Genomic DNA, 18,838 nt, shown 5'->3' on the forward strand with positions numbered 1-18,838 from the left:
CGCCATGGAGTTCAGCGTCTGGCTGGCTTTTTTCGCTGCGTCCTGGGTGATCGCCATTTCGCCGGGCTCCGGCGCGGTGCTGTCGATGAGCCACGGCCTGGCCTACGGCGTGCGCCAGACCAGCGCCACCATCGCCGGCCTGCAGCTGGGCCTGGCGGTGATCCTGCTGATCGCCGGGGTGGGCGTGGGCGCGCTGCTGCTGGCCTCGGCCACCGCGTTCACCGTGGTCAAGGTGGTGGGCGCGGCCTACCTGCTGTACCTGGGCGTGAAGCAGTGGCGTGCGCCGGTCTCGCAGCAGGCACCCGCCGCCGGCGAGGCGCTGGTGAAGCACCCCGGCCTGCCATCGGTGCGCGAGCGGGTGCTGACCGGCTTCATGACCAATGTGACCAACCCCAAGGGCATCGTGTTCATGGTGGCGGTGCTGCCGCAGTTCATCGACCCGCAGCGGCCGCTGTGGCTGCAGCTGCTGATCCTGCTCGCCACCTCGGTGGGTGTGGACCTGATCGTGATGCACGGCTACGCTTTCCTGGCCTCGCGCGCGCAGCGCTGGCTGGCCACGGCGAAGGCGCGGCGCGCGCAGAACCGCGTGTTCGGCGGCGTGCTGATGGCCATGGGGGCCAGCCTGCTGCTGGTGCGCAAGGGCGGCTGAGCCCGCTACCATCGCGGGCCATGAACCTCTCTGCTTCCGTACCCCTTCCACCCGGCGTGCTGCGCGTGACCGAGGTGCTGGCCGCGCTGGGCCATCCGCATGCGCCGGTGATGCTCGACGACGCGGCGCGCACCGCGCAGCAGGCCGCCGATGTGCTGGGCGTGGCCCTGGGCCAGATCGCCAAGAGCATCATCTTCCGCCGCAAGTCCGACGACGCGGCCGTGCTGGTCATCACCTCGGGCGACCTGCGCGTCGACGAAAAGAAGGTCCAGGCCATCGTCTGCGCCGAGGGCGGCAAGCTCGGCCGTGCCGATGCCGATTTCGTCAAGGCCAAGACCGGTTTTTCCATCGGTGGTGTCTCGCCGCTGGCGCACGCCGAGCCGCCGGTCACGCTGATCGACCAGCAGCTGTTCCGCTTCGACATCATCTGGGCCGCGGCCGGTCACCCGCATGGCGTGTTCCGCCTGACCCCCGACGACCTGACGCGGCTCACCGGCGCGCCGGTGCACGACGTGACCGCGCCCCCTTCCTCCTGAAGCTTTCAAGATGTTCAAGAAACTCTTCGGACGCCGCGAGGCCCCGCCGCCGCCGCGCCCCAAACCCCTGATCAACCTGGAAGACGCGCGTGCGCGCCACCTCGACCCCGAGGTGCCCTCGCCCTGCATCTCGGTCTGCCAGATGAACCCGACCACCGGTCTGTGCAGCGGCTGCTACCGCACGGTGGACGAAATCGCCGGCTGGGGCCAGGCCGGCGAGGCCCAGCGGCTGGCGATCTGGGAGCGCATCGAAGCGCGCCAGGTGCCGCGCACCATCACCTGATGCCCTCCGCCGCCATGTCCGCCACCCTGCACGAGATCGACTTTTTCTACGACCCGATCTCGCCTTACGCCCACCTGGCCTTCGAACGGTTGCCCCTGGCCCTCGAAGGCCTGAGCGTGCTGGTGCACTACCGGCCGGTGCTGTTCGCGGCGCTGCTCAAGGCGCATGGGCAGCTCGGCCCGGCCGAGATCCCGGCCAAGCGCGACTGGACCTACCGCCAGGTGCTCTGGCTGGCGCAGCAGCACGGCGTGCGCCTGGACCTGCCGGCGATGCACCCCTTCAACCCGCTGCCGCTGCTGCGTCTGGGGCTGTGCGCCTCCACCGACGACGCGCCCGGCCAGACCAACCGGTATGTGACCGAGCAGTTGTTCCACCACGTCTGGCACGGCGGCGCAGACCCGCTCGACCCCGTGCGTCTGCAGGCCCTGCAATCGCAGCTGCAGGACCACATGCGGCAGCGCGACAAACCCTGGAACGAACCCGACAGCGAGGTGGTGAAGCAGCGGCTGCGCGACAACACCGGGCAGGCGCTGGCGCTGGGCCTGTTCGGTGTGCCGTCCATGGTCGCGGGTGGGCGGGTGTTCTGGGGGCTGGACGCGCTGCCGATGCTGCGCGAAAGCCTGGACGGCGCGGCGTGGTTCCAGTGCGGCGACTGGGAGGCGGCGCACCGTCTGCCCGTGGGCGTGCAGCGCAAGGCCTGAAGCGGCCTCATTGATCTCGCGCAGAGCCGCTGGCTCAGGATGCCACTAATATGACTGTGTCCTGGGCCTGTCCCGGCGCCCGGGCGCTCTGAGAAATGCGCTCACCCACAAGGAGATACGACATGTTCAAGAAAATCCTCGTCCCCACCGACGGTTCCGCGCTGGCCCTGCGTGCGGCCTCCACCGCGGTGCAGCTGGCCAAGGCGCACGGCGCCCAGGTGATCGGCGTCTACGTCATCGACCCGTTCCCCTACATCGGCATCGGGGACGCATCGGCCGCCGGCCTGCAGGCCTACCTGGCCGAATCGCGCAGCGTGGCCGGGCAGGCGCTGGATGAGCTGGGCAAGGTCTTCGCGGCCGAAGGCGTGCCGTTTGCCGGCGACACCATCGAGCGCAACGTGGTCTACGAAGGGGTGATCGAAACGGCGCAGGCCGAAGGCTGCGACCTGATCGTGATGGCCTCGCACGGCCGCCAGGGCGTCAAGGCGCTGGTGCTGGGCAGCGTGGCGCAGAAGGTGCTCACGCACACCCGCCTGCCGGTGCTGATCGTCAAGGACTGAGCGCTGCTCAGCGGCGGAACTTGCCGCCGCTGTCGATGATGGACAGGTCGACAAACTCCAGGCCGGTGTGGTCGTTCGGCCCGAAGCCCACCTCAAGGCCGCCGATGTCCAGCTTGGACAGCCCTTCCAGCGCGTCGCGCAGCTTGGCCCGTGTCGGGTTGGCGCCGGCGCGCTGCAGGCCCGCCACCAGCACCTTGGCCGCCGCGAAGCCCTCCAGCATCGCCGGGCTCACGCCCTCCAGCCCCTTGGCCTTGGCCAGGTCCATCGCCTCCTTCACCATGGCCACTGAGAGCGAGCGCTCGTACGGGAAGACCTGGGTGACGATGGTGCCCGAGGCGTGGGTGCCCAGGGACTTCACGAAGCCGCCGGAGGCGTTGTTGGAGTTGGTGATGATCTGGGCGCGCGAGCCGGCCTTGCGGATCGCGGCCACGCCATCGGCCACCGCCACGCCCGAGCCGATGAACAGCACCGCCTGCGCGCCCGAGCTGGCGATGCGGGGGGCGATCGCGCTGAAGTCCCATTGGGCGCGGTCGAACTTCTCGATGAACAGCGGGCTCTTGCCCACCGACGAAAAGCCCTTCTGGGCGCCTTCGAGCAGGTCGGCGCCGAAGCTGTCCTCCACGTGCAGCACGCCGATGCGGTCCATGCCGATCAGGCTCAGGTGCTGCACCGCGCGCTCGGCCTCGCGCTGGTAGGTGGCGCGCACGTTGAACACCCACGGGTTGACGGGTCGGTGCAGCACCATGGCGCCGGTGGACGGGCCCACCAGGGGCAGCTTGGCGTCCGCCAGCACCGGCAGGATGGCCTGCGTGTGCGGGGTGCCGCGGTTCAGGAACAGGCTGACCACCTCCTTGTCGTCGGCCAGCTTCCGGGCGTTTTCGGCCGCCAGCTTGGGGTCGAACTTGTCGTCCAGCGACACCAGGTCGATCTTCTCTCCGTTCACCCCGCCTTTGGCGTTGATGGCGTCGAAGTACAGCCTGGCGCCGTCGGTGGTTTCTTTCACCCCGGCGGCCACCGGTCCGCTGAAGCCGGCGGTCTGGCCGATGCGGATCTGCGACCAGGCGGCTGCGGGCCAGGCCAGCGCAGCGGCCAGCCCCATGGCGCCGAGGGTCCGGCGCACGCTTGTTGTGTTTGTCATTCGTCTGTCTCCTTTGGGAGCGCCAGTCTAGGCAGCGGAGGGGGCTGCGGCATCGGGGGAATGACGTAGCCCCCGGACAGCCCGACGTGCGGCTCCTAGAATGTTCGGCTCCCTCTCAGGAAGGCCTGCATGTCCGACGATCTCCGCCCCGCCGACGAACCCCTGTCCCCTGCCGAGGCGCCCGCAGACGGCGGCGGCACGATCCGCATCCGCGGTGCCCGCCAGCACAACCTCAAGAACCTCGATCTGGACATCCGCACCGGCGAACTCACGGTGGTCACCGGCCCCAGCGGGTCGGGCAAGTCCAGCCTGGTGTTCGACACCCTGTTCGCCGAAGGCCAGCGGCGCTACGTCGAGACCTTCAGCGCCTACGCGCGCCAGTTCCTGGACCGCATGGACAAGCCGGCGGTGGACAAGGTCGAGGGCGTGCCCCCGGCCATCGCCATCGACCAGACCAACCCGGTGCGCTCGTCGCGCTCCACGGTCGGCACCATGACGGAGCTGAACGACCACCTCAAGCTGCTCTTTGCGCGCGGGGCGCAGTTGTTTGACCGCGAGACGGCGCTGCCGGTGCGGCACGATTCGCCGGAGTCGATTTACGCGGAACTGCAAAGGCGTTCCGCCGAGCAGGGCGATCCGCGGCTGGTCGTGACCTTCCCGGTCGAGCTGCCGGCGTCCACCACGCCAGAGGAAGTCGAGCAGTGGCTCTCGGCCAGTGGCTACACGCGGGTGCAGGCCGAGCGCACCGTGCAGCGCGAAGCCAAGGAAGAGGCGCCCGCCAAGGGCAAGAAGGCCAGGCCGGTGATCGAGGCCGTCAAGCTGCTGGACGTGGTGGCCGACCGTTTCCGCCTGGGCAACGCCGAACCGGCGCGGGTGATGGAAGCCATCGAGGCCGGGCTCAAGCGCGGCGCCGGCAAGCTGATGGTCTATGTGCTGCATGAGGAAGGCGACCCCGATATCTGGCGCTTCAGCACCGGTCTGCACTGCCCCGAGAGCGACATCCGCTACACCGAACCCACGCCCTCGGCCTTCTCCTTCAACTCGGCCGTGGGCGCCTGCGAAGCCTGCCGCGGTTTCGGCCGCGTCATCGGCGTGGACTACGGCCTGGTGATCCCCGACGAAAAGCTCACGCTGCGCAACGGCGCGGTCAAGGTGTTCCAGACCCCCGCCTGGAAGGAATGCCAGGACGACCTGATGCGCCACGCCGAGGCGTCGGGCATCCCGCGCGACACGCCCTGGAACAAGCTCACGCCCGAGCAGAAGCAGTGGGTCATCGGCGGCACGCCGAGCTACAAGGACGGCCAGTGGGGCAAGCAGTGGTACGGCGTGGCGCGCTTCTTCGAGTACCTGGAGAGCAAGGCCTACAAGATGCACATCCGGGTGCTGCTGTCCAAGTACCGCAGCTACACCGAATGCCCCAGCTGTGGCGGCGCGCGCCTGAAGACCGACAGCCTGCTGTGGCGCATCGGCACGAAGGCGCAGGCCGACGCGGTGCTGCCGGTCGGCAGGCGCTACCTGCCGACCGGGGTGAAGTGGTCGCGCGCGCAGCTTGAAGCCCTGCCCGGCCTGTGCCTGCACGACCTGATGCTGATGCCGCTGACGGACCTGCGGCGCTTCTTCGACGACCTGGCCGCCACGCTGGCGGGCAGCGGAGGCGAGGGCGGCGAACAGCAGGCTTTGAAGCTGCTGTTTGACGAGATCAACACGCGGTTGCGCTACCTCTGCGAAGTCGGCATCGGCTACCTCACGCTGGACCGGCAGAGCCGCACGCTCAGCGGTGGCGAGGTGCAGCGCATCAATCTCACCACCGCACTCGGCACCTCGCTGGTCAACACGCTGTTCGTGCTGGACGAGCCCAGCATCGGCCTGCACCCGCGCGACATGGCGCGCATCAACGACGCCATGCTGCGCCTGCGCGACGCCGGCAACACCCTGGTGGTGGTGGAGCACGACCCGGCCGTGATGCTGGCGGCCGACCGGCTGATCGACATGGGCCCCGGCCCGGGCGAGCGTGGCGGGCAGATCGTGTTCGATGGCACGCCCGAGGCCATCCGCAGCGCCGACACGCTCACGGGGGCCTACCTGGGCGCGCGCAAGACCGTGGGCATGGGCTTCAAGCGCATGGTCACCGACAGCACGCCGCGCCTGATCCTCGAAGGCGCGCGCGAGCACAACCTGCAGAACCTCTACGTCGAGTTCCCGCTGCAGCGCCTGACCGTGGTCACCGGCGTCTCCGGCTCGGGCAAGTCCACGCTGATCCAGGACGTACTCGCGCCCGCGCTGCTGCGCCATTTCGGCAAGGCCACCGAAACGCCGGGCGCGCACGACCGCCTGCTCGGTGCCGACTTCCTGAGCGAGGTGGTCTATGTCGACCAGTCGCCCATCGGCAAGACCGCGCGTTCCAACCCGGTCAGCTACGTCGGCGCCTGGGACGCCATCCGCGCCCTGTTCGCCGACGCGCCGCTGTCGCGCCAGCGCAGCTACACCGCGGCCAAGTTCAGCTTCAACAGCGGCGATGGCCGCTGCCCCACCTGCGGCGGCTCGGGCTTCGAGCACGTGGAGATGCAGTTCCTCTCCGACGTCTACCTGCGCTGCCCGGACTGCGACGGCCAGCGCTACCGGCCCGAGGTGCTGGAGGTGCGCATCGAACGCGGCGGGCGCCTCATCAACGTGGCCGATGTGCTCGAACTCACCGTCAGTGAAGCGGCGGACCTGTTCAAGGCCGACCGCGAGGTCATCCGCGTGCTGCAGCCCATCGTGGACGTGGGGCTGGAGTACGTGAAGCTGGGCCAGCCCGTGCCCACGCTCTCGGGCGGTGAGGCGCAGCGCCTCAAGCTCGCGGGCTTCCTGGCCGAGGCCGCGAAGAACAGCGCGGCCAGCCGCCAGGCGCTGGCCCGCAAGGGCACGCTGTTCCTGTTCGACGAGCCGACCACCGGCCTGCACTTCGACGACATCGCCAAGCTGATGCGCTCGCTGCGCAAGCTGCTCGAAGCGGGCCACTCGCTGATCGTGATCGAGCACAACCTGGACGTGATCCGCAGCGCCGACTGGCTGATCGACCTCGGCCCCGAAGGTGGTTCGGGTGGTGGCCTGGTGGTGGCCGAAGGCCCGCCCGAGGAGGTGCGTGAACACCGCACCAGCCACACCGCCAAGGCCCTGCGCGACTACGCCCTGTCCATGGACAAGGTGCACACGGTCAGCGACCGGGTGGCGCCGTACGCGGTGAAGAAGCGGCGCGCGCAGGTCGGCGGCGACGCGGTGCGCATCGTCAACGCCAAGGAACACAACCTCAAGAACCTGAGCGTGGACATCCCGCGCGGCAAGTTCAACGTCATCTCCGGCGTCAGCGGCTCGGGCAAGTCCACGCTGGCGTTTGACATCCTGTTCAACGAAGGCCAGCGGCGCTACCTCGAATCGCTCAACGCCTACGCACGCAGCATCGTGCAGCCCGCGGGCCGGCCCGAGGTGGACGCGGTCTACGGCATCCCGCCCACGGTGGCGATCGAGCAGCGCCTCAGCCGCGGCGGCCGCAAGTCCACCGTCGGTACCACCACCGAGGTCTGGCACTTCCTGCGCCTGCTCTACGTGAAGCTGGGCACGCAGCACTGCGTGCACGACGGCGCGGCCGTGATGCCGCAAAGCCCCGAGAGCATCGCCGCCGCCATCCTCACGCGCTACCGCGGCCGCCACATCGGCCTGCTGGCGCCGCTGGTGGTCAACCGCAAGGGCGTCTACACCGAGCTGGCGGACTGGGCGCGCCCGCGCGGCTACACCCACCTGCGGGTGGACGGCGAGTTCCTGCCCACCACCGGCTTCCCGCGCATCGACCGCTTCAAGGAACACACCATCGAACTGCCGGTGGCCGACGGCGTGGTGGACCCGGCGAACGAAGCCTGGCTGCGCACGCAGCTGGCCAGGGCGCTCGAACTCGGCAAGGGCACGCTGCACCTGCTGACCGATCTGGACGGCCTCGCACCCGCGCTGGCCGAGGGGCGTTCCACCGCCGGCCTGGGAAAACTGGAGGTGTTCTCCACCACGCGCGCCTGCCCGACCTGCGGCACCAGCTACCCCGAACTGGACCCGCGCCTGTTCTCCTACAACAGCAAACACGGCTGGTGCCCCGACTGTGTGGGCACGGGCGTCAAGCTCTCGCGGGAGCAGCGCAAGGCGCTGGACGACTCGGTGCGCGACGACGACCAGAAGGGCCGCGAGCAGAGCTTCGCCGAGCCCGAGGTGGACGACCTGACCGACGAGGCCTGCCCGGGCTGCGAAGGCACGCGACTGAATGCGCAGGCGCGGGCGGTGAAGTTCGGGGGTGTGGGCATCACCGAGATCGCTCGGCTGTCCGTCAGCGACGTGCGCCGGTGGGTGCGCGGCATGATGGCCGACGGGGGGCTGAGCCCCCGCGAGGCCGACATCGCGCGCGACCTGCTGCCGGAAATTGAAAGCCGCCTGGCCTTCCTCGAAGAAGTGGGCCTCTCCTACCTGACGCTCGACCGTGGCGCCCCCACGCTCAGCGGCGGCGAGGCGCAGCGCATCCGCCTGGCCGCCCAACTCGGCAGCAACCTGCAGGGCGTGTGTTACGTGCTGGACGAGCCGACCATCGGCCTGCACCCGCGCGACAACCAGATCCTGCTGGACGCGCTGCACAAGCTGGGCGACATGGGCAACACCCTGGTGGTGGTGGAGCACGACGAGGACACCATCCGCCGTGCCGACCACATCATCGACATTGGCCCCAGCGCCGGCAAACGCGGCGGCCGCGTGGTGGCGCAGGGCACGGTGGCCGACCTGTCGGCCAGCGAAGAGTCGCTGACCGGCCGCTACCTGCTGCACGCGATGAAGCACCCGCTGCAGCCGCGGCGCGCCGTCACCGCCGACGGTGAGCAGCTCGAACTGCGCGGCGCCACCATGCACAACCTGCAGCAGGTGGACGTGGCCGTGCCGCTCAAACGCCTGGTGGTCGTGACCGGCGTCAGCGGTTCCGGCAAGTCCACCCTGGCGCGCGACGTGCTGCTGACCAACGTGGCCGAGGCGGTGTCCCAGCGCAGCACCTTCGCCGGCCGCCAGGCCTGGGACAACGAGGGCGCGCGTCCGGTCTGGACCGGGTGCAGCAAGCTGCTGGGCAGCGAGACGGTGGACCGCGTGCTCGAAGTCGACCAGACGCCCATCGGCAAGACGCCGCGCAGCTGCCCGGCCACCTACATCGGTTTCTGGGACACGGTGCGCAAGCTGTTCGCCGACACGCTGGAAGCCAAGGCGCGCGGCTACGGGCCGGGGCGCTTCAGCTTCAACACCGGTGAAGGCCGCTGTCCGGCCTGCGAAGGGCAGGGCCTGCGCACCATCGAGATGAGCTTCCTGCCCGATGTGAAAGTCCCCTGCGAGGTCTGCCACGGCGCGCGCTTCAACCCCGAGACGCTGGCCGTCACCTGGAAAGGCAAGAACATCGGCGATGTGCTGCAGATGGCGGTGGACGAGGCGGTGGAGTTCTTCGCCAGCATGCCCGCCATCAGCCACCCGCTGCAACTGCTCAAGGACGTGGGCCTGGGCTACCTCACGCTGGGCCAGCCCTCACCCACGCTCAGCGGCGGCGAGGCGCAGCGCATCAAGCTGGTGACCGAACTGAGCAAGGTGCGCGACGACATCGGCCGCCGCGGCCAGAAGGCACCGCACACGCTTTACGTGCTGGACGAACCCACCGTGGGCCTGCACATGGCCGACGTGGAAAAGCTCATCCGTGTGCTGCACCGGCTGGTGGACGGGGGCCACAGCGTGGTCGTGATCGAACACGACCTGGACGTGATGGCCGAGGCCGACTGGATCGTCGACCTGGGGCCGGAGGGCGGCTCGGGCGGCGGTCGCATCGTGGCGGCCGCGACACCGGAAGACGTGGTGCGGCTGGGCACGCACACCGGCCAGGTGCTCGCGCCGGTGTTGGCGCGCTGAACGGCCCGCCCGTCGGGCGGGCGGCGGGGTTCAGGGCCGTCCGGCGCCTGGCACGTTCACGGTGGTGGTCCAGATGGCCGCCTCGCGCGCGGCTTGGCGCGCGTGCTCCAGGAAGTCCGGCGCCACGCAGATGAACAGGGTGCGGCCATCGGGGCCGCCGAGTGTGCAGGCGAAGGCGCCCTGGTCCCCGGTGGAAATGCTCTCCAGGATCTCGCCGCCCGGGGCCATGCGCACCACGCGGTGGCCCACGGCGTCGGCGAACCACACCGCGCCCTCGGCGTCCAGCGTGGCGCCGTCGGGTGCAGCCTTGAGCGCGCCCAGCACGCTCGGCACGTCGGTCATGGCCGGCAACGGACCCCAGGCGGCCCAGTCGCGGCGCGGCCCCAGCTGGCCGTCGGGCTGGATGTCGAAGGCCGAGATGCGGTTGCCCATGGTTTCCGCGACGATCAGGGTCTGGCCGTCGGGCGTGATCATGCTGCCGTTGGGGAAGTACAGGCCTTCGGCCGCCGCGTGCACCGAGCCGTCGGGGTCGACGCGCGCCAGCGTGGCGGTGTGTGGCGCGCCGCCGCCCATCAGGTCGAAACCGAAGTTGCCCACGTAGGCACGGCCTTGCGCGTCCACCACCATGTCGTTGACATGACCGTTCGCGACGGACGACAGATCGGCGTGCGTGACGAGGCGGCCGTCGGCCTCGCGGCGCAACACCTTGCGGTCGCGCATCGAGACCACCAGCAGGCGGCCGTCGGGCAGCCAGCCCATGCCCGAGGGCTGTTGCGGCACGTCGGCGATTTTTTCCACCCGGCCCTGCCGGTCGACGCGGATGATCTGGTGGGTGTAGAAGTCCGACAGCCACAGGTGGTCGTCGCGCCAGCGCGGGCTTTCGAAGAAGGTGTAGCCTGAGACGAGCACGGAAAAGCGGGGGGCGAGGGCCATTGGGGTGTCTCCTGAATGTTGTGGTGGAAGACGCACCATAGACACGCCGTGCCGCCGAGGCAAGCCGCCACCATCGCCTTGGCGACGCCGGTGACTGCGCTGTGGCCGCGCCGCGAACGATGACAATGCCCGCATGCTGATCTGGCCGCTTCCCGCGCTGCTGACCTGGGCACTGGCCTGGGGCTTGTTCATGGGCCTTCAGGCGGTGGGTCTGGGGCCGGTGGCGGCCTTTGTGCCCGCTCTGCTGGCCGCCGGCCTGGCCGCCTGGACCGGCCGCACACCCTGGCGGCGCCTGTTCATGCTCGCCGGTTTTCCGCTTTCGCTGCTGGCCAGCGGCGCGGCCGCTGCCGTGCCGGGCTGGGTCTGGCTGCTGCCGCTGGCACTGCTGCTGGCCCTGTACCCGCTGGGCAGCTGGGGTGACGCGCCGCTGTTCCCCACGCCGGGGAACGCACTGGACGGGCTGGCGCAGAAGGCGCCGCTGCCCGATGGCGCGGCGGTGGTGGATGCCGGCTGCGGGCTCGGCGCCGGCCTGATCGCGTTGCGCCGCCAGTACCCGCGGGCGCAGGTCCACGGCCTGGAGTGGAGCTGGCCGCTGGCCCTGCTGTGCCGGCTGCGCTGCCGCTTCGCAACGGTGCGCCGCGCCGACATATGGGCCGAAGACTGGTCGGGCTACCACATGGTCTATCTGTTCCAGCGGCCCGAGAGCATGCCGCGCGCGATGGAGAAGGCCGCCGCCGAGCTGGCACCCGGCGCCTGGCTGGCCAGCCTGGAGTTCGAGGCCGCCGGTTTCACACCGAAAGCCCGGCTCGAAACCGTCCAGGGCAAGCCGGTCTGGCTCTACCAGGTGCCCTTCAAGCGGCGCTGAAATACCAGGCGGCCAGCACCACCGCCAGCACCACCACCGCCCCCATCAGCAGCCGCGTGCGCGTGCGCAGCAGCTCCACCGCGGCCACCAGCCGGGTGTTCTGTTCGGCCAGTTCGGCCACGGTCTGGGTGATCTGGTCCTGCGTCTGCTGCAGCCGGGTGAGGTCCTCGCGCGCCGTGGCCAGCTGTTGCTGGAGTTCGCGCAGCTCGGGCGGCGTGGGGCTGGGCGCCTCGATGACGGCGGCGTCCGGGGCGGGGGCGGGCTCGGCGGCCTCGCGGCGCCGCTGGCGCTGCTGGTTCAGCAGGTCGCGCGCGCCCTTGAGCACCTTGGGCGCGTGTTCGATCACGTCGCCCCAGGGAATCACCTTCAGTGCGGTCAGCCAGGGGATGGGCATGGGAGTCCTTTCATGTGGGGGCACTGCCCGCCAGGGAGCTTAGCGTCCCGTCACATGTTGCGCCGCGTCAAGAAAAATGGGCGATAACAGGCATAACATCCGTAAATTCGCATGTTTTGATAAATGAGGATCGCATGGACTGGACCGCCTGGATCGAACACTACGGAGAGCCCCGGGTGCTGCTGGTGGGCGGCCTGCTCAGCGGGCTGCTGTTCGGCTTTTTTGCGCAGCGCTCGAAGTTCTGCCTGCGCGCGGCGGTCATCGAGTTCTGGCACGGCCGGTTCGGCGAGAAGCTCGCAGTGTGGCTGCTGGCGTTCTCCACCGCGGTGGTGGCGGTGCAGCTGTTCGTGGTGTCCGGGCTGCTGGACGTCAGCACGGCGCGGCAGCTCGCTTCCAAAGGCAGTCTGTCGGGCGCGCTGATCGGTGGTCTGATCTTCGGCGTCGGCATGGTCATGACGCGCGGCTGTGCCAGCCGCCTGCTGGTGCTCTCGGCCAACGGCAACCTGCGCGCGCTGCTCTCGGGGCTGATCTTCGCGGTCACGGCGCAGGCCTCGCTGGCCGGCGTGCTGGCACCCTGGCGCGAGGCCATCGCCGGGCTGTGGGTGGTGGACGGCGGACCGGCGCGCAGCCTGCTGGCCCTGGTCGGCGTGGGTCCGAACGACGGTCTGGCCTTCGGCGCGGTGTGGATGGTGACCGCGGGCTTCTTCGCCTACTACAGCGGCTGGGGCGTCTGGAAATGGCTGGGCGGCATCGGCACCGGCCTGGCGGTGGCCCTGGCCTGGCTGTTCACCTACCAGGTGCTGGCGCACTCCTTCGAGCCGGTCCAGGTGCAGGGCATGACCTTCAGCGGACCCTCGGCCGAGTGGCTGATGCGCGTGCTGAGCAACCCGGACGAGCCCTGGAACTTCGACTTGGGCCTGATGCCGGGCGTGTTCCTGGGTTCGCTCATCGGCGCGCTGGTGAGGGGCGACTGGAAGCTCGAAGGTTTCGGCGGCGGCTACACCATGCCGCGCTACATCATCGGCGCCATCCTCATGGGCTTCGGCTCCATGCTGGCCGGCGGCTGCGCGGTGGGGGCTGGCATGACCGGCGGCGCCATCTTCGCCGTCACCGCCTGGCTCACGCTGGCGGGCATGTGGGTCGGCGGCGGCCTGGCCGACCGGGTGCTGGACCGTCCCCGGCCGGCCGAGCCGGCCGGTGCGGCATCAGGCGCGGCCGCGGCGCCCTGAACGCAGGCGGCGGTGCTCGCGCCGCAGCAGCCACCAGCCCGGCCCGGCCACGGCCAGCAGCAGCGCCGGAAAGCCGATCACCGGCGCCCAGTCCAGCATGGCGGCGCCCAGCGCCGGCGCCAGCACGCCGCCCAGCGTGTACGAGAGCACCAGCACCGCCGTGCTGTTGACCAGGGTGATGCCTTCCTCCCGCGAGCCGATGTCGATCATGGCGAGCGTGTACAGACTGCCGCCCGCGCCGCCCCAGACGAAGGCCACCGCCGCCGCCAGCCAGGGGGCGCCGGCCACGAAGGGAATCAGCACCGTCGCCAGCAGGGTGATCAGGGCGCAGGCGTGCAGGATCAGCACCCGGGCGCCGTGTTCGCCGCCGTGGCGCTGCTGCAGCGAGGGCCGGTCCGCCGCCATGCCGGCGGGCAGCATCATCAGCGCGCTGCCCAGGCCGCTGGCCGACACCAGCAGCGCCGCTGCGGCGGCCCCCATGCCCAGCGCCAGACCGTAGAGCGGCAGGATGGAGGTCAGGCCGCTTTCAAAGAAGCCGCCGACGAAGCCGACCGTCATGATCAGCGGGTGCGCGCGCAGCGCGTGCCAGACGCCGTGCAGGCCCACGCGCGCCTCGTGCGCGTCGGCGGCGGCCGGCAGGCGCGGAATCCACAGGCTGCCCAGCAGGCCCAGCACCAGAAAGCCCAGCACGATCCACAGCGCCACCGGGCTGGTGGGGCCCACCAGCGCCAGCAGGGCCGGGCCGATCACGAAGGTGGTGCCGACCATGGTTTCGAAGAGGCCCACCATGCGCCCGCGCTGGTGGGGCGGCGCGAACTCGGCCACCACCGCCTCGGCCAGCACCCAGCGCAGGCCGGAGGCGGCGCCGGCGATGAACTCGCAGGCGAACCAGACGGGCAGGGCTTCGGTGAGCAGGAAGCCGGTGGTGGAGACCACGGGGATGAGCGCCGACAGCCACAGCGTGGGCCGCCGGCCCAGGCGCTGGGTGATGGCCGAGGCGAAGGGTGTCATGAAGAACACGCCGACCCAGCCGCTGGCCGCGAACAGCCCCGCCAGCGCGGTGGACTCGCCGCCGTCCTTGAGCTGCAGCAGCAGCCAGGGCATGAGCATGAAGTAGCCGACCAGCTCGCAGAAGGTGGCGACGAAGATGGCCCACAGGCCCCGGCGGGCCAGCGCAGGCGCCGCCGCCGGGGCGGGGGTGGCCAGTGGAGGCCGCAGCGGGCCGCTCATGCGCCGGCTCCGGCCGGGCGCGCGGCCAGCACGGCTTGCGCCACCTCGGCAAACCCGGCGCCACGTTCTCCCCGAGTCACGTAGCGCGGACGCTGCGCCAGCTGGTTCCAGAAGCGGGCGATGTTGGCCACGCCCACGCTGTGCGGGAAGTGACCGAACATGAGCGCGTCGTTGGTCGAGTCACCCACGTAGACCCAGCGGTCGAGCTCGGCGTCGAGGTCGCGGCCCAGCCGCTGGCGCACGATCCAGCGCGCACCTTCGAGCTTGTGGTGTTCGCCGATCCAGCCGTTGATGTGGATGGAGCTGACGGTGGCGTTGAGCCCGCCTTCGCGCATCAGCGCCACCACGCGCTGGATATCGGCCTCGTGCAGGTGGGCGAACTCGCTGTGGTCGATGGCGATGTCGGTCTCGCGCCCCGGGCTGTCCTGCGACAGGCGGGTGTGCGGCAGCTCGGCCAGCACCCGCTGCGCCACCGCCTGCAGGCGGGCGAAGTTGGCGCTGCGGGTGGCTTCGTCCTGCAGCCAGTCCTTCTGCAGCGAACCGTCGGTGCCGCGCCAGAGCGCCACCGCGCCGTTCTCCGCCACGATGGCGTCCACCGGCCAGGCCAGCGCAAACGGCTCGCTCCAGCCCGCGGGTCGGCCGGTGATGGCGAACACCGGCAGGCCCGCGGCGCGCAAGGCGTGCAGCGCCGCCAGCGCGTCGGGCGTGATGGCGCCGTCGGTGGTCAGGGTGTCGTCGATGTCGGTGAGCACGCCGTGGATGCGCGCGCGCTCGGCCAGCGGCCAGTCGGAAAGCAGGGAATGGGTCATAAAGGCCCGCCAGTTTCGCAGATGCCCAGAATCGGCGCCTGCGGTAGAATCGCGGCCATCCGAGGAGCGTTGCAGCGCACCCCCGACCCCCCGGTCGGCGCGGTTCGTGAGGCTCGGACATCCATGCAACGACGCTCATCCACTTCTCTGTGCGATGGGCTTTTTTTTGTCCCCCTCTCGCCCGTGAAGTGGTTCATCAACCTTCAATGGAGCGAACCATGAACGCACGCATTCCCGCCGTCGCCACCGACTGCGTCATCGCCGACATCGGCCTGGCCGACTGGGGCCGCAAAGAAATCAAGATCGCCGAGACCGAGATGCCCGGCCTGATGGCCATCCGCGAAGAGTTCGCGGTCAAGCAGCCCCTGAAGGGCGCGCGCATCACCGGCTCGCTGCACATGACCATCCAGACGGCCGTGCTGATCGAGACCCTCAAGGCCCTGGGCGCCGACGTGCGCTGGGCCTCGTGCAACATCTTCTCGACGCAGGACCACGCCGCCGCCGCCATCGCCGCCGCCGGCACGCCGGTGTTCGCCGTCAAGGGCGAGACCCTGGTCGACTACTGGGACTACACCCACCGCATCTTCGACTTCGGCCCCAAGGGCAGCGAAGGCGAAGGCCCGAACATGATCCTGGACGACGGCGGCGACGCCACGCTGCTGATGCACCTGGGCAAGCGCGCCGAGAAGGACCTGTCGGTGCTGGCCAACCCGGGCAGCGAGGAAGAGCGCATCCTGTTCGCCGCGATCAAGGCCAAGCTGGCCGAAGACAGCACCTGGTACAGCCGCAAGAGCGCCCAGATCATCGGTGTGACCGAAGAGACCACCACCGGCGTGCACCGCCTCAAGGAAATGTCGGCCAAGGGCACGCTGATGTTCCGCGCCATCAACGTCAACGACTCGGTCACCAAGAGCAAGTTCGACAACCTCTACGGCTGCCGCGAATCGCTGGTCGACGGCATCAAGCGCGCCACCGACGTGATGATCGCCGGCAAGGTGGCCGTGGTGGCGGGCTATGGCGACGTGGGCAAGGGCTCGGCCCAGGCCCTGCGTGCCCTCAGCGCCCAGGTGTGGGTGACCGAAATCGATCCCATCAACGCCCTGCAGGCCGCGATGGAAGGCTTCAAGGTCGTGACCATGGAATGGGCGGCCGACAAGGCCGACATCTTCGTGACCACCACCGGCAACCGCGACGTGATCACCTACGAACACATGGCCGCGATGAAGGACCAGTCCATCGTCTGCAACATCGGCCACTTCGACAACGAGATCCAGGTCGCCAGGCTGGAAGAGAAGTGCCAGTGGGAAGAGATCAAGCCCCAGGTGGACCACGTGATCTTCCCGGACGGCAAGCGCATCATCCTGCTGGCCAAGGGCCGTCTGGTGAACCTGGGCTGCGGCACGGGCCACCCCAGCTTCGTGATGTCCAACTCGTTTGCCAACCAGACCATCGCGCAGATCGAGCTGTTCACCCACCCCGAGGGCTACGACGTGGGCAAGGTCTATGTGCTGCCCAAGCACCTGGACGAGAAGGTCGCGCGCCTGCACCTGAAGAAGGTCGGCGCGATGCTGACCGAGCTGAGCGACGAGCAGGCGGCCTACATCGGCGTGCCGAAGCAGGGTCCGTACAAGCCCGATACGTACCGGTATTGATCACCGATGCGCGCTGACCAGTTGCTCGTTGATCGGGGGCTGGCCGCGTCGCGCTCGCAGGCCCAGCGGCTGATCGCCGCGGGCGTGCGCTGGCGCCTGCCTGGCGGCGACTGGAAGGCCGTGGCCAAGAACGGCGAAGAGCTGCGCGAGACGGCGGAACTGCAACTGCTGGACACGGCGGAGTCGCGCTTCGTCTCGCGCGGCGGGCTCAAGCTCGACGGCGCACTGGCGCACTGCGGGATCGACGTGACCGGCCTGCGCTGCCTCGACGTGGGACAGAGCAGCGGCGGCTTCACCGACTGCCTGCTGCAGCGCGGCGCGGCGCAGGTGGTGGGCGTGGACGTTGGCCAAGGCCAGCTGCATCCTAAGCTGCGCGCCGACAAGCGCGTGGTCTGCATCGAGAAGTGCAACGCGCGCGAGCTGACGGCGGCGCAACTGGCGGCGCTGGGTGGAGACACGGCGGCCGCGCCCTTCGACCTGGTGGTGGGCGATCTGTCCTTCATCTCGCAGACCCTGGTGTGGCCGGCCCTCGTGCCGCTGCTCAAGCCGGGCGCCAGCTTGCTGATGCTGGTCAAGCCGCAGTTCGAACTGCAGCCCGAACACATCGGCAAAGGCGGGCTGGTGAAAGACACCGCGAGCCACGCGCTCGTGCAACAACGCATCGCACAGGCCTGCGACGACAACGGCCTGCGACTGCGGGACTATTTTGAAAGCGCCATCACCGGCGGTGATGGCAACCGGGAGTTCTTCGTATGGGCCTGCCCCTGAGTTTTGAATTCTTTCCGCCCAAGACGCCCGAGGGTGCCGAGAAGCTGCGCGTGGTGCGCCAGAAGCTGTATGCCCTGAAGCCCGAGTTCTGCTCGGTGACCTATGGCGCCGGTGGCTCCACCCAGAAGGGCACCTTCGACACCGTGCAGGCGATCCTCGCCGACGGCGTGGACGCGGCCTCGCACTTCTCGTGCATCGGCGCCACCAAGGCCGGCGTGCGCGAGCAGCTGGCCACGCTCAAGGCCATGGGCGTGCGGCGCCTGGTGGCGCTGCGCGGCGACCTGCCCAGTGGCTACGGCCTGGGCGGCGAGTTCCAGCATGCGAGTGATCTGGTGACCTTCATCCGCGAGGAGACCGGGCGCGACTTCCACATCGAGGTGGCCGCCTACCCGGAGATCCACCCGCAGGCCAAATCACCCGAGGCGGACCTGCAGGCCTATGTGACCAAGGTGAAGGCGGGCGCCGACTCGGCCATCACGCAGTACTTCTACAGCGCCGACGCCTATTTCCGTTTCGTGGACGAGGCACGCCGGCACGGGGCCGATGTGCCGGTGGTGCCCGGGATCATGCCGATCACCAGTTCCTCGCAGCTGCTGCGGTTCTCGGACGCCTGCGGCGCCGAGATCCCGCGCTGGATCCGGCTGCGCCTGCAGGCCTTCGGCGACGACACCGAGTCCATCAAGGCTTTCGGGCTGGATGTGGTGACCGATCTGTGTGATCGGCTGCGCAGTGCCGGTGCGCCCGCGCTGCACTTCTACACCATGAACCAGAGCGTGGCGACGCTGGAGATCGTGCGGCGGCTGGCGGGTTCATCGCCGAAGTAGTGATTTCTGCAACAACCTTCCGCCTGGATTCGGCTGAAATGCGACAAGATGTAAGAAAATACTACTTTTGCTAGAAGGGTGGGATGCCGCCCGCCTTCTGTCCAGACTTCATCCAGGTGGAATTCATGACGAAGCAGCCAGCATACTCTCCCAGGTCAGGTAGTCAGCGGATCAAGCGCCGCGATCTTCGGCAGGCGGCCACCGGACTCGCAACGGCGTCCGTTCTGGCTGTGGGGGGACAGGTCCCGAGCGCCATGGCCGGAACTGGCTCGTGTGTCGGGTCGGGTGCGATTTCGGTTGCGGATGCCCGCATCGGTGAAT

The 18,838-nt window shown here is 69.5% G+C and carries 16 protein-coding genes and 1 riboswitch; of the genes, 11 read left to right on the plus strand and 5 right to left on the minus strand.

Translation table 11 applies throughout. The annotated features are described in order from the left end of the window. Window positions 1-4: 4 nt before the first annotated feature. The 5 genes from DD542_RS20375 to DD542_RS20395 all read left to right on the plus strand — a co-directional run bounded on the left by DD542_RS20375 (window position 5) and on the right by DD542_RS20395 (window position 2,729). Complete coding sequence (locus tag DD542_RS20375) at window positions 5-649, plus strand: LysE family transporter (protein ID WP_127806866.1); 645 nt, start codon at window positions 5-7, stop codon at window positions 647-649. Window positions 650-669: 20 nt separating this feature from the next. Further along, a complete protein-coding gene (locus tag DD542_RS20380) occupies window positions 670-1,185 on the plus strand; it encodes a YbaK/EbsC family protein (RefSeq protein WP_127806867.1) in 516 nt (171 codons plus the stop codon). A 10-nt stretch (window positions 1,186-1,195) separates the two neighbouring features. Further along, window positions 1,196-1,468 (plus strand): DUF1289 domain-containing protein, encoded by a 273-nt coding sequence (locus DD542_RS24290; protein WP_127806868.1) that lies wholly within the window; start codon window positions 1,196-1,198, stop codon window positions 1,466-1,468. Further along, window positions 1,468-2,169 carry a DsbA family protein gene (locus tag DD542_RS20390; protein WP_347232059.1) on the plus strand — a complete coding sequence of 234 codons (702 nt, stop codon included), beginning with the start codon at window positions 1,468-1,470 and terminating at the stop codon, window positions 2,167-2,169. Before DD542_RS24290 ends, DD542_RS20390 begins: the two co-directional genes overlap by 1 nt. 122 nt (window positions 2,170-2,291) lie before the next feature. Next, window positions 2,292-2,729 (plus strand): universal stress protein, encoded by a 438-nt coding sequence (locus DD542_RS20395; RefSeq protein WP_066155259.1) that lies wholly within the window; start codon window positions 2,292-2,294, stop codon window positions 2,727-2,729. A 7-nt stretch (window positions 2,730-2,736) separates the two neighbouring features. Here DD542_RS20395 and DD542_RS20400 read toward each other — a convergent pair whose 3' ends face one another. Further along, window positions 2,737-3,828 (minus strand): ABC transporter substrate-binding protein, encoded by a 1,092-nt coding sequence (locus DD542_RS20400; RefSeq protein ID WP_241559819.1) that lies wholly within the window; start codon window positions 3,826-3,828, stop codon window positions 2,737-2,739. Between the two features lie 168 nt (window positions 3,829-3,996). On the opposite strand from DD542_RS20400, the gene uvrA reads away from it, so the two are divergent. Then, the gene (gene uvrA / locus DD542_RS20405) at window positions 3,997-9,813 is read left to right on the plus strand and encodes an excinuclease ABC subunit UvrA (protein WP_127806869.1); all 5,817 of its coding nucleotides are present in this window, start codon (window positions 3,997-3,999) and stop codon (window positions 9,811-9,813) included. A 30-nt stretch (window positions 9,814-9,843) separates the two neighbouring features. On the opposite strand, the gene DD542_RS20410 is transcribed toward uvrA, so the two are convergent. Then, the gene (locus DD542_RS20410; RefSeq protein WP_066155242.1) at window positions 9,844-10,746 is read right to left on the minus strand and encodes an SMP-30/gluconolactonase/LRE family protein; all 903 of its coding nucleotides are present in this window, start codon (window positions 10,744-10,746) and stop codon (window positions 9,844-9,846) included. 133 nt (window positions 10,747-10,879) lie between these two features. Here DD542_RS20410 and DD542_RS20415 point away from each other — a divergent pair, with 133 nt between their 5' ends. Continuing rightward, window positions 10,880-11,611 carry a class I SAM-dependent methyltransferase gene (locus tag DD542_RS20415; protein WP_127806870.1) on the plus strand — a complete coding sequence of 244 codons (732 nt, stop codon included), beginning with the start codon at window positions 10,880-10,882 and terminating at the stop codon, window positions 11,609-11,611. Here the strand turns inward: DD542_RS20415 and DD542_RS20420 are convergent. Continuing rightward, entirely contained in the window at window positions 11,598-12,005 is a 408-nt protein-coding gene (locus tag DD542_RS20420) for a hypothetical protein (RefSeq protein WP_066155236.1), read from the minus strand. The genes DD542_RS20415 and DD542_RS20420 overlap by 14 nt on opposite strands. A gap of 134 nt (window positions 12,006-12,139) precedes the next feature. Between DD542_RS20420 and DD542_RS20425 the strand changes: the two genes are divergently transcribed. Then, window positions 12,140-13,234: a YeeE/YedE family protein gene (locus DD542_RS20425; RefSeq protein WP_127806871.1), complete on the plus strand. Its 1,095-nt coding sequence runs from the start codon at window positions 12,140-12,142 to the stop codon at window positions 13,232-13,234. Here the strand turns inward: DD542_RS20425 and DD542_RS20430 are convergent. Both DD542_RS20430 and DD542_RS20435 read right to left on the minus strand, forming a co-directional pair. Then, a complete protein-coding gene (locus tag DD542_RS20430) occupies window positions 13,211-14,464 on the minus strand; it encodes an MFS transporter (RefSeq protein ID WP_127806872.1) in 1,254 nt (417 codons plus the stop codon). The genes DD542_RS20425 and DD542_RS20430 overlap by 24 nt on opposite strands. Further along, a complete protein-coding gene (locus DD542_RS20435; RefSeq protein WP_127806873.1) occupies window positions 14,461-15,273 on the minus strand; it encodes an HAD-IIB family hydrolase in 813 nt (270 codons plus the stop codon). Before DD542_RS20435 ends, DD542_RS20430 begins: the two co-directional genes overlap by 4 nt. 55 nt (window positions 15,274-15,328) lie before the next feature. Beyond that, a riboswitch (S-adenosyl-L-homocysteine riboswitch) is annotated at window positions 15,329-15,417 on the plus strand. A gap of 74 nt (window positions 15,418-15,491) precedes the next feature. Here DD542_RS20435 and ahcY point away from each other — a divergent pair. Genes ahcY through metF form a run of 3 tightly spaced genes read left to right on the plus strand, consistent with a single transcriptional unit; the run spans window position 15,492 to window position 18,517 of the window. After that, window positions 15,492-16,925, plus strand: coding sequence for an adenosylhomocysteinase (ahcY, locus tag DD542_RS20440; protein WP_127806874.1), 1,434 nt, complete (start codon window positions 15,492-15,494; stop codon window positions 16,923-16,925). A gap of 6 nt (window positions 16,926-16,931) precedes the next feature. Further along, window positions 16,932-17,693, plus strand: coding sequence for a TlyA family RNA methyltransferase (locus tag DD542_RS20445; RefSeq protein ID WP_066155221.1), 762 nt, complete (start codon window positions 16,932-16,934; stop codon window positions 17,691-17,693). After that, on the plus strand, window positions 17,678-18,517 hold the full coding sequence (metF, locus tag DD542_RS20450) for a methylenetetrahydrofolate reductase [NAD(P)H] (RefSeq protein ID WP_127806875.1): 840 nt from the start codon (window positions 17,678-17,680) through the stop codon (window positions 18,515-18,517). The genes DD542_RS20445 and metF overlap by 16 nt, the downstream gene beginning before the upstream one ends. Window positions 18,518-18,838: the final 321 nt, after the last annotated feature.

This window comes from Hydrogenophaga sp. NH-16 (assembly GCF_004006415.1).
Lineage (GTDB): Bacteria > Pseudomonadota > Gammaproteobacteria > Burkholderiales > Burkholderiaceae_C > Hydrogenophaga > Hydrogenophaga pseudoflava.

What these genes read in the sequence shown, in the direction of transcription:
- DD542_RS20425 (WP_127806871.1), top strand. Translation starts at nt 12,140, where the DNA reads ATGGACTGGACCGCCTGGATCGAACACTACGGAGAGCCCCGGGTGCTG.
- DD542_RS20415 (WP_127806870.1), top strand. Translation starts at nt 10,880, where the DNA reads ATGCTGATCTGGCCGCTTCCCGCGCTGCTGACCTGGGCACTGGCCTGG.
- DD542_RS20420 (WP_066155236.1), bottom strand. Translation starts at nt 12,005, where the DNA reads ATGCCCATCCCCTGGCTGACCGCACTGAAGGTGATTCCCTGGGGCGAC.
- DD542_RS20395 (WP_066155259.1), top strand. Translation starts at nt 2,292, where the DNA reads ATGTTCAAGAAAATCCTCGTCCCCACCGACGGTTCCGCGCTGGCCCTG.
- DD542_RS20435 (WP_127806873.1), bottom strand. Translation starts at nt 15,273, where the DNA reads ATGACCCATTCCCTGCTTTCCGACTGGCCGCTGGCCGAGCGCGCGCGC.
- DD542_RS20430 (WP_127806872.1), bottom strand. Translation starts at nt 14,464, where the DNA reads ATGAGCGGCCCGCTGCGGCCTCCACTGGCCACCCCCGCCCCGGCGGCG.
- uvrA (WP_127806869.1), top strand. Translation starts at nt 3,997, where the DNA reads ATGTCCGACGATCTCCGCCCCGCCGACGAACCCCTGTCCCCTGCCGAG.
- DD542_RS20380 (WP_127806867.1), top strand. Translation starts at nt 670, where the DNA reads ATGAACCTCTCTGCTTCCGTACCCCTTCCACCCGGCGTGCTGCGCGTG.
- DD542_RS20390 (WP_347232059.1), top strand. Translation starts at nt 1,468, where the DNA reads ATGCCCTCCGCCGCCATGTCCGCCACCCTGCACGAGATCGACTTTTTC.
- DD542_RS20410 (WP_066155242.1), bottom strand. Translation starts at nt 10,746, where the DNA reads ATGGCCCTCGCCCCCCGCTTTTCCGTGCTCGTCTCAGGCTACACCTTC.
- ahcY (WP_127806874.1), top strand. Translation starts at nt 15,492, where the DNA reads ATGAACGCACGCATTCCCGCCGTCGCCACCGACTGCGTCATCGCCGAC.
- DD542_RS20375 (WP_127806866.1), top strand. Translation starts at nt 5, where the DNA reads ATGGAGTTCAGCGTCTGGCTGGCTTTTTTCGCTGCGTCCTGGGTGATC.
- metF (WP_127806875.1), top strand. Translation starts at nt 17,678, where the DNA reads ATGGGCCTGCCCCTGAGTTTTGAATTCTTTCCGCCCAAGACGCCCGAG.
- DD542_RS24290 (WP_127806868.1), top strand. Translation starts at nt 1,196, where the DNA reads ATGTTCAAGAAACTCTTCGGACGCCGCGAGGCCCCGCCGCCGCCGCGC.
- DD542_RS20400 (WP_241559819.1), bottom strand. Translation starts at nt 3,828, where the DNA reads ATGGGGCTGGCCGCTGCGCTGGCCTGGCCCGCAGCCGCCTGGTCGCAG.
- DD542_RS20445 (WP_066155221.1), top strand. Translation starts at nt 16,932, where the DNA reads ATGCGCGCTGACCAGTTGCTCGTTGATCGGGGGCTGGCCGCGTCGCGC.